Raw genomic sequence first — 8,567 nt, 5'->3', positions numbered from 1 at the left:
ATCCCATTAAATGGGTCTAATTCCCCGATGCTCTGCATCGAAATGAGCTAAGGTTTGGCTCATTTGAATACCTCGTGGGCTTGCCCCGAGATAGTTGATTCAGGAGTTTGATTTTTTAGAATCTTGCCATTCCTGAACATATTCCATAAGGATCTTTCTGATATTTTTTCCGATAACGCCGTAGCTTTTCGTAGGCAAATTGGCCAATGATACCCTTATGCTCCATTCGGGGCCGGCAAACCCGCCACCGTTGAGCAATACGATGGATGTTTTCTCTGCGAGGCGAAATAGGACATCTACCGGTTCAAAATTATCTTTTAACCATTGGGCTAATTCATTTCCGTAAAAATGTTCCGCCCCTACCATAACATCTATTTCAGAATAGTAGCCGGCGCGCATGCTATCCGGAATGATATCAATACCTATACCTTCCCATAATAATTTCAGTCTTTTATGAACAAGGTCCTGGGTAAGTTTTTTGTAAGTATTCTTTTTATCGAGTAAGCAGAAGGATGCAAATAGCATCATTTGGAATTGTTGAGGGAGTGATAAACCGGCCGTATGGTTTAAAGCCACCTGCCGGCTGTCTGCTACCATGCGATCGATGAACTTTAACTTTTCCGGATGCAATGTCATGGTCTCATATCTTTTATGCAATTCCTTCTTAGCGGCATCGGGCAGGGCAGCGATCTTATCGTCATAAATATTTTTCTGATGCAACGCTATGGCCCCTAAGCGCCAGCCGGTGCATCCAAAATATTTGGAAAATGAATAGACGGTAAGCGTATTGTATGGCAGTACGCTCATTAACGAAACAAACCCCGGAACAAAAGTGCCATAGACGTCATCCGTAATGACCATCAGGCCGGGATTATCTTTATTAACGATATCTACTATGTGTTTTAATGCCCGGGGACGTATGGCCGTAGAAGGAGGGTTACTCGGATTTATGACAAAAGCTATTTTTATATCCGGATCTTTCAGCTTGTCTATTTCATCATCCGGGTATTGCCAGGTGTGAAATCCGTTTTCAGCGGTGGTATTGGCGATTATTTTTACGACTTCAAAGCTATAACGGTCGAGCTCCGGAATCTCAATATAAGGGGTGAAAGTAGGGACGAGCAGTGCTATTTTATCCCCGCGCTTGATCAGAAGGTTTTGCATCAGGGAATCGAAAATATAACACATGGCAGCAGTACCACCTTCTACGGCGAAAATATCGTATTTGCCTTTTGGGGCCTTGCCTGCACACATTTCCTGTATCAGGTAATCGTGTACAATAGGTTCTATGTGTGCCAGCATACGATCGGGAACGGGATAGTTAAAGCCTATACAGGCCTCCACCATTTCGCGTACCCAGGCATCTGCGTCAAATTGATGTTGCTCCATCCCGTATTCGTAGGTTTGTTTCAATAAATCGATCCCCGGGGCACTTTTATTTGCAGATAAAAAAGATTCAAAGCGTTTGGCTATACCGCTTTTATCCTGTACGATACCGGCCATCCCTCCGGATACATCCATATCTTTTCTGCATTCCGCCAAAGCAAAGGTACCAAAGGTAAAAAAGGCTTCACGGGGTGCAGCGGCAATCCAATTCGGATTACCCCGGCCGGCATTCAGCATAATAGAAGAAGTTTTATGCATGTGCTCTTCGGCCAGTGCGATCAACTCGTTCTTGATCTCAAAAGGGCTTAATGCCTCCAACTCTTTTTGTGTGGCTCTTGAAGTTTTTGTTCTTGAGGTGTTTGTTGCCATGTCCGGATTGTTTTTGAATTAGAATTATGATTACTTTTTTCTGAATCAGGTGAAATAATTAGCTCATCAAGAGCACAATAACGACTCCCCAAATGATAAGCAGTGTATTGCCAACGGCATAAGTAACCGTATATCCCAAAGCGGGGGTTTGACTTTTTAAAGCATCTTGAATTGCTCCCAGTGCTGCTGTGGTTGTCCTGGCTCCGGCTGTACATCCCAATGTGATTGCCGGGTGAAATTTAAACACAAACCTACCCAGTAATACTCCAAGAATGAGTGGTATGGCGGTTGCTACGGCCCCTGCAATAAATAATCCCCAGCCGGCTTCTTTAAACCCTTCTATAAAACTGGGTGCAGCCGTGATACCGGCAACGGCGATAAACATGTTCAATCCTACATTATTCATTACCCAAAGTGCCGGCTGCGGTATACGCCCGAAAGTAGGGTGTTGCCCTCGTAGCCATCCGAATACCAGGCCGGCGATAAGGGCACCGCCGCTGGTACTTAGACTTAGCGGGACACCACTTACATGCAGGGTCAATGTACCTATCAGCCCGCCGAGGACAATGCCCAATCCTACAAATATCATATCTGTCATATTTGTCGGCCTGTCTGCATATCCAATATGTGAGATTGCCCGTTCCACGTGTTGTTTTATCCCCACCAATTCGATCATATCGCCTTTTCTTATCACAGTATTGGGGAAAACGGGCATTTCAATACCAGCTCTTTTGATCGTTCTGATAACGACCCCATGCATAAATTCCATGTTTCCAAGGTCTGCAATGGTAGTATCGGTGACTTCTTTTTTAATGACCATAACACTGAGTACTTCTAAGGGAAAATTGAGCAATTCCACATCCAGTATTTCTTCTTCCGTGGTCCTCCTGTAGTTCATCATAAATTCCCTGCGTCCCCCGATGACGATCACATCGTTTTCATTTACAATCGTATCCCCGGTTACTTCCATAATTTCCTCACCTTTTCTGATACGCTCCACAAATAAATGACGACCGTGTTTTTGTAATTCTTCTTCTATTTCCTTGACGGATCTATTATTGGCGAAGGAATGCGCTGAGATCCGGTAAGCACTATATATGATCCGGTCATAAGCAGAGGTGATACCGGGTTCATTACCAATGGCATCTCCTCCTAATTTTGCTTCCAGCTCCTTTGTTCTTTCTATTAAATTGCCTCCAAGTAATTTAGGGCCTAAAGAAGCCAGTACCCATGCAGAACCGGCTGTACCGAAAATATAAGTTACGGCATAAGCCACCGGTATCTTATTGATGTAATCTGCTTTTTGGTCAGCAGGAATATACAGTTGGTTAATGGTATCGGAGGCTACCCCAATTACAGCTGATATTGTTTGAGAGCCGGATAACAACCCGGCTGTAAGCCCTACATCATATCCCATTAATTTTCCGATAACAAGGGGGCAAATAAGACAAAGAATACAAACAATAACTGCAAAAAACATTTGCGGCAATCCGTCCTTTTTAAGGCCTCCAAAGAATTGCGGGCCTACACTATAACCCACAGCGAAAAGAAACATCAGAAAGAATACGGATTTTACAGTTGGAGAAATGTCTATGTTTATCTGGCCTATGAGCAACCCCATAATTAAAACACCAGTGACAGTACCTAAAGAAAATTTTCCGATTTTAATTCCCCCGATAAAGTAGCCTGAAGCGAGCGTTAAAAAAATAGCCAGTTCAGGATAATGTTGGAATACTTGAATGAGCCACTTCATAAAGAAAGTTAAGTTTTTTGGGACAAAATATTGACTATGTCTTCTTTTTTGCTAGGGATTAACAAATAGATGAAATTTATAAGAAGGAAAGCATATATAATTGTTTTAAAGAATTATCCTATAATTATTTTAAAGAATTATCCTATAATTATTCATGTATTAAATCTGTTATTTTGAACGAATTTATTTACTAATATAGGGAATAATTTTTAAAACCTTATATACTTCAAAGGAGCATTTGGATGTTTAATAAAAAAATCTCGTTTTTTAATACCCTTAATACCTGCCAGGAGGTATAGATATTTGAGGAAGAGAAGTTTTCGGATAGGATGGATAAATCGTTATTAAAAGATGAGGCATATTATCAAAGTATGCTTCCCTGAAGCCACACAGGTAACCAATCGTTTTCATGTGTAAAAACTAGCGATAGAAGCACTTCAGGAACTTCGTGTCAAATACAGTTAGGGAACCTTAGATCAAGAAAATGAATAGATTAAATAATGTAAAGAAGCCCACAAAGCATATATACTTTTTATCTTTTCCAATGGGGATAGTGCAAAGCAACTTCTTGCAAGAAGCAGATATCCGCTTTATAAATCCCCTGATAAATGGACTCCAAGCCAAAAGGAACGTGGAGAAATCCTATTTAAGGAATATCCATTATTTTAAAGAAAGCCTATAAGCTGGTTCAGGGCTTGAGAACTATTTTTAACCAGGATACGGATATAAAAATAGCCTATACCAAATTAGCACATTGGTATAAGGAAGTTGAAGATGCCGGGTTTTAAAACCTTCAACACCATAGCGAACAGTATTATACTGAATTACAAGTCCATCCTGAATTACTTCCGTAATCGCAGTACAAATTCCTCAGCCGAATCTTCTTTTAGTGCTAAAATAAAAGCCTTTAGAGCACAGTTTAGAGGAGTGAAAAATGTAGAATTCTTCCTTTATAGATTAACTACAATCTTTGCATAAACACAACAATTGGGAATGATCCTAAAGAATGCCGATTTACCTACAAATAAAAAAACGGGACAAAAAAGGATTTTTCCTCTTTGTCCCGTGAAGTGACCTCGGCAGGATTCAAACCTGCAACCTCTTGAGCCGTAATCAAGTGCTCTATTCAGTTAAGCTACGAGGCCATTTTGCGGGTGCAAATATATTCTTTTTTAAGAGCCGGGCAAAGAAAAATTAATGAAAATTGTTTTATTGAGGCCTAACTTCAAAACATACTGTTTGTTACCTTCTGAAAAAAAATAGTGGAGTTCTCAACAGTTTCGCAAATTTACGGAATTATGCGTACTTTGTAAAACAATAATAAAAACGGTAAAAATGAAATTTGGTAAAGTGGATAATCCGGAAACCGTAGATTTTTCCTTTCCGGAAGACCATCCGGATACGGCTGCGGTCCTTTCCGCAAATAAGAACAAGAAAAAATCTCCCCAGATTTATATAGGATGTGCCAAATGGAACCGGCAGGACCTCAAGAATTTTTATCCGAGGGGGACCAAAGATGAACTGGTGTATTATGCGACCCAGTTCAACGCTATAGAGCTTAATGCCACCTTCTACAGGAATTTTCCGCCATCCCAGTTTGCGGCCTGGTATGATAAGGTACCGGAAAATTTCCGGTTCTTCCCGAAGGTGAACCAGATGGTAAGTCACCTTAAAAGATTGCTGGATTTCCAGGGGCCGGTGGAAGAGTACCTGGACGGTGTAGTTCATCTCAAGGAGAAGCTCGGGACCGTATTTCTGCAGATGCATAACAATTTTGCCCCGAAGGATTTTGACAGGGTAGTAAGTTTCATCGAATTCTGGCCTGATGAAATTCCCCTGGCAGTAGAATTTCGTCATACCGATTGGTTTAACGATCCCGGCGTGGCCGCAGAACTGTACCACCTGCTGGAAGAAAACAATATAGCCAATATCATAGTAGACACTGCGGGCAGGAGAGATCTTATGCATATGAGGCTGACAAACAACGAAGCATTCGTAAGATATGTGGGAGCAAATCACGAAAGTGATTACGATCGGCTGGACGAGTGGGTTGCAAGATTGAAATCATGGGTAGAACAGGGGTTAGGGCATATCCATTTTTTTGTACACCAGAATCTCGAAAAAGCGTCCCCCTTATTATCGGCCTATCTTATCAAAAAGCTGAATAAAGAGCTGGGAAGCAGTCTTTCCGTTCCGCATACCCTGGCAGACGGACAACAGAAATTGTTCTGAAAACAGGAGAAACCGGGTGCTATTCGGACCGTAATTATTTCACTTTGTTGAGTGCCTGTATGGATGAAATGCGATAAAAATGAGGGAAACTATTGCGAAGTATGATCAGGTATGTTAACTTTGTAGGCAGATGTATTGTTATTTGCAGGTATGAGTGATATTACAGAAATTGTTGATTCTCTTGAAAATAGGATTAGCAGGCTGCTTCACAAAATGGAGATTTTAAAGCAGGCTAATCTTAAATTATCGCAGGAATTAGCAGATTCCGAAAAGGTGATACAGGAAAAAGAAGCTGTTATAACCAACTGGGAAGAAAAATATAATGCACTTAAACTGGCGAATGCAATGTTGGGCAGTAATGAAAGCAAAACGGAAACTAAGCTTAAAATAAATACTTTAATACGGGAGATTGACAGCTGTATAGCACAACTCTCGGAATAGTGTTCTGTAAAGACGTATGGATAAGCTCAGAATTAAGATATCTATAGCAGATCGTGTGTATCCGCTGACCATTGATCCCGCTCAGGAAGAAGGGTTGCGGAAAGCGGCTAAAAGCATAGAAGGGCTTGTGAAGCAGTTTGAACAGAATTATGCCGTAAGAGACAAACAGGATGTATTGGCTATGTGTGCCCTGCAGTTTGCTTCGCGGCTGGAACAGAAAAGTATAGACAAAGAAAGAGGAAATGAAGAGGTCAAAGAACGCCTGGAGGCTTTGAATGAACTTCTTCAGGCTAAACTTAGTTCATAAAAAAGAAGTTCTTTAAATAAGATAGAGGTACTGCCTACATTGGTATTATTGTTTGATAAACTCAACGCTATTCAAATTAAAAAGGGTGAGTCTCGGTTGTAAAAGCATGCCGTTTCCGGTTTCGGCCGGATAAACGGACCCTTGATCAGCCGGTTAATCCTAAACTTGTCTTTTGGAGTTTATACATAACCCTTTACCGATGTAGGCTTTTTTTTTAAAAGAGAAAACAAGATGGATATAACTATGATTATTGTTGCGGGTATAGTTGGCGTGGCCCTGGGCTTTTTCATCGCCAGAATAATGGAAAAGAAAAATGCGTCTAAAATATTGGCCAATGCCAAGAGAGAAGCAGCATCCATTGTAAAAGAAGCCACTACCGAAGGCGAAAGCATAAAAAAAGATAAGATATTTCAGGCCAAGGAGAAATTCCTTGAACTGAAGGCAGAGCACGAAAAGGTAATTGTAGCAAAAGATAAGAAAATTGCAGAAGTTGAGAAAAGGACCAGGGACAAGGAAGCACAGGTTACCGGGGAATTGTCCAGAAATAAAAAGCTCAACGAAGAACTGGAAGTAAAACTGAAAGACTACGAATACAGGATGGAGATCCTGGACAAGAAACAGACAGAAGTAGAAAAGCTGCATAAAAGCCAGGTAAAACAGCTTGAAATTATTTCCGGCTTGCCGGCGGAAGAGGCCAAAAGCCAGTTGATAGAGTCCCTGAGAGCGGACGCTAAGAGCGATGCGATGAGTTACGTGCAGAATACGCTCGAAGAGGCAAAACTCACGGCACAGCAGGAAGCCAAGAAAGTAATTATAAACACCATTCAGCGGATAGGCACCGAAGAAGCCATAGAAAACTGTGTTTCCGTATTTAACCTGGAATCCGACGATATCAAAGGTCGTATCATAGGCCGGGAAGGGAGAAATATCCGGGCACTGGAGTCGGCTACCGGGGTGGAGATCATTGTGGATGATACTCCCGAGGCCATTATCTTATCCTGCTTTGACTCCGTAAGGAGGGAAATCGCCCGTTTGTCCCTGCATAAGCTGGTAACGGACGGAAGGATACACCCGGCACGTATTGAGGAGGTGGTACAGAAAACAACCAAGCAGATAGAGGAGGAGATCATCGAAGTCGGAAAGAGAACGGTCATTGACCTGGGGATACACGGCCTTCACCCGGAACTGATAAAAATGGTAGGACGTATGAAGTACCGTTCTTCTTACGGACAAAACCTGCTGCAACACTCCCGTGAAGTGGCCAAGCTATGCGGAGTGATGGCAGCAGAACTGGGACTTAACCCTAAACTTGCCAAACGCGCCGGACTGCTTCATGATATAGGGAAAGTTCCTGAATCCGAAACCGAAATGCCGCATGCTATACTCGGTATGGAATGGGCTGAGAAATACGGGGAAAAACCCGATGTTTGTAATGCTATCGGGGCGCACCACGACGAAGTGGAAATGAAATCGCTCATAGCGCCGATAGTGCAGGTCTGTGATGCTATAAGCGGGGCAAGACCGGGTGCAAGGCGCCAGGTACTCGATTCCTATATACAGCGTCTGAAAGACCTGGAAGATATAGCTTTCGCTTTCCATGGCGTTAAAAAAGCTTACGCAATCCAGGCCGGAAGAGAATTGAGGGTCATTGTGGAAAGTGAAAAGGTAAGCGATGACAAGGCCGCGGAACTGTCTTTTGAGATCTCCCAGAAAATACAAACGGATATGACCTATCCGGGACAGGTAAAAGTAACGGTAATCCGTGAGACCAGGTCGGTAAATATAGCCAAGTAGAGGACCTGGAAGATTTCGGAGAACTTTTTTCGAGTTAAAAAAAATATGATTAATATAAGAGCGACGTGGCCGGCAGATATCTGCCGGCCACGTGTGTTATTGATGGGAGAAATAATAAAAATCATGTCCTTCCCTTATTAGTGCCCCTCTGCAGGAGTTGGCTGGTTTCCGAAAAGCTGTATTCCGGAGGAAGGACTTAATGAACTTGTTGAGGTGATGCGTGTTTTTTATTGATAATCATTTGTTTAGGTGTTTTTGACATCGCCACCCGTACCTGTGCCTGTA

7 protein-coding genes, 1 tRNA gene and 1 other RNA gene are annotated in these 8,567 nt (G+C 42.2%); 6 read left to right on the top strand and 3 right to left on the bottom strand.

Going from position 1 to position 8,567, the window contains the following annotated elements:
- Positions 1-99: 99 nt before the first annotated feature.
- Together aspD and aspT are read right to left on the bottom strand one after the other, a co-directional pair.
- Positions 100-1,755 (bottom strand): aspartate 4-decarboxylase, encoded by a 1,656-nt coding sequence (aspD, locus tag ED312_RS11490; protein ID WP_123216159.1) that lies wholly within the window; start codon positions 1,753-1,755, stop codon positions 100-102.
- A 58-nt stretch (positions 1,756-1,813) separates the two neighbouring features.
- Positions 1,814-3,508 carry an aspartate-alanine antiporter gene (gene aspT / locus ED312_RS11485; RefSeq protein WP_123216158.1) on the bottom strand — a complete coding sequence of 565 codons (1,695 nt, stop codon included), beginning with the start codon at positions 3,506-3,508 and terminating at the stop codon, positions 1,814-1,816.
- 774 nt (positions 3,509-4,282) lie between these two features.
- Between aspT and ED312_RS11480 the strand changes: the two genes are divergently transcribed.
- The gene (locus tag ED312_RS11480) at positions 4,283-4,486 is read left to right on the top strand and encodes a transposase (RefSeq protein ID WP_240643087.1); all 204 of its coding nucleotides are present in this window, start codon (positions 4,283-4,285) and stop codon (positions 4,484-4,486) included.
- Between the two features lie 93 nt (positions 4,487-4,579).
- Here the strand turns inward: ED312_RS11480 and ED312_RS11475 are convergent.
- Positions 4,580-4,653, bottom strand: a tRNA-Arg gene (locus tag ED312_RS11475).
- A 190-nt stretch (positions 4,654-4,843) separates the two neighbouring features.
- Here ED312_RS11475 and ED312_RS11470 point away from each other — a divergent pair.
- The 5 genes from ED312_RS11470 to rny all read left to right on the top strand — a co-directional run bounded on the left by ED312_RS11470 (position 4,844) and on the right by rny (position 8,282).
- A complete protein-coding gene (locus tag ED312_RS11470) occupies positions 4,844-5,740 on the top strand; it encodes a DUF72 domain-containing protein (RefSeq protein ID WP_123216157.1) in 897 nt (298 codons plus the stop codon).
- Positions 5,741-5,890: 150 nt separating this feature from the next.
- Positions 5,891-6,181 (top strand): hypothetical protein, encoded by a 291-nt coding sequence (locus ED312_RS11465; protein ID WP_123216156.1) that lies wholly within the window; start codon positions 5,891-5,893, stop codon positions 6,179-6,181.
- Between the two features lie 16 nt (positions 6,182-6,197).
- Positions 6,198-6,488: a cell division protein ZapA gene (locus ED312_RS11460; RefSeq protein WP_123216155.1), complete on the top strand. Its 291-nt coding sequence runs from the start codon at positions 6,198-6,200 to the stop codon at positions 6,486-6,488.
- Positions 6,489-6,547: 59 nt separating this feature from the next.
- A non-coding RNA gene (gene ssrS, locus ED312_RS11455) (6S RNA) lies at positions 6,548-6,669 on the top strand.
- Between the two features lie 50 nt (positions 6,670-6,719).
- The gene (gene rny / locus ED312_RS11450; protein ID WP_123216154.1) at positions 6,720-8,282 is read left to right on the top strand and encodes a ribonuclease Y; all 1,563 of its coding nucleotides are present in this window, start codon (positions 6,720-6,722) and stop codon (positions 8,280-8,282) included.
- Positions 8,283-8,567 lie beyond the last annotated feature (285 nt).

It is taken from the genome of Sinomicrobium pectinilyticum, assembly GCF_003725735.1.
Taxonomy (GTDB): domain Bacteria; phylum Bacteroidota; class Bacteroidia; order Flavobacteriales; family Flavobacteriaceae; genus Sinomicrobium; species Sinomicrobium pectinilyticum.
The sequence above is the reverse complement of the archived record's forward strand: the minus strand, read 5'-3'. Positions and strand labels throughout refer to the sequence as shown.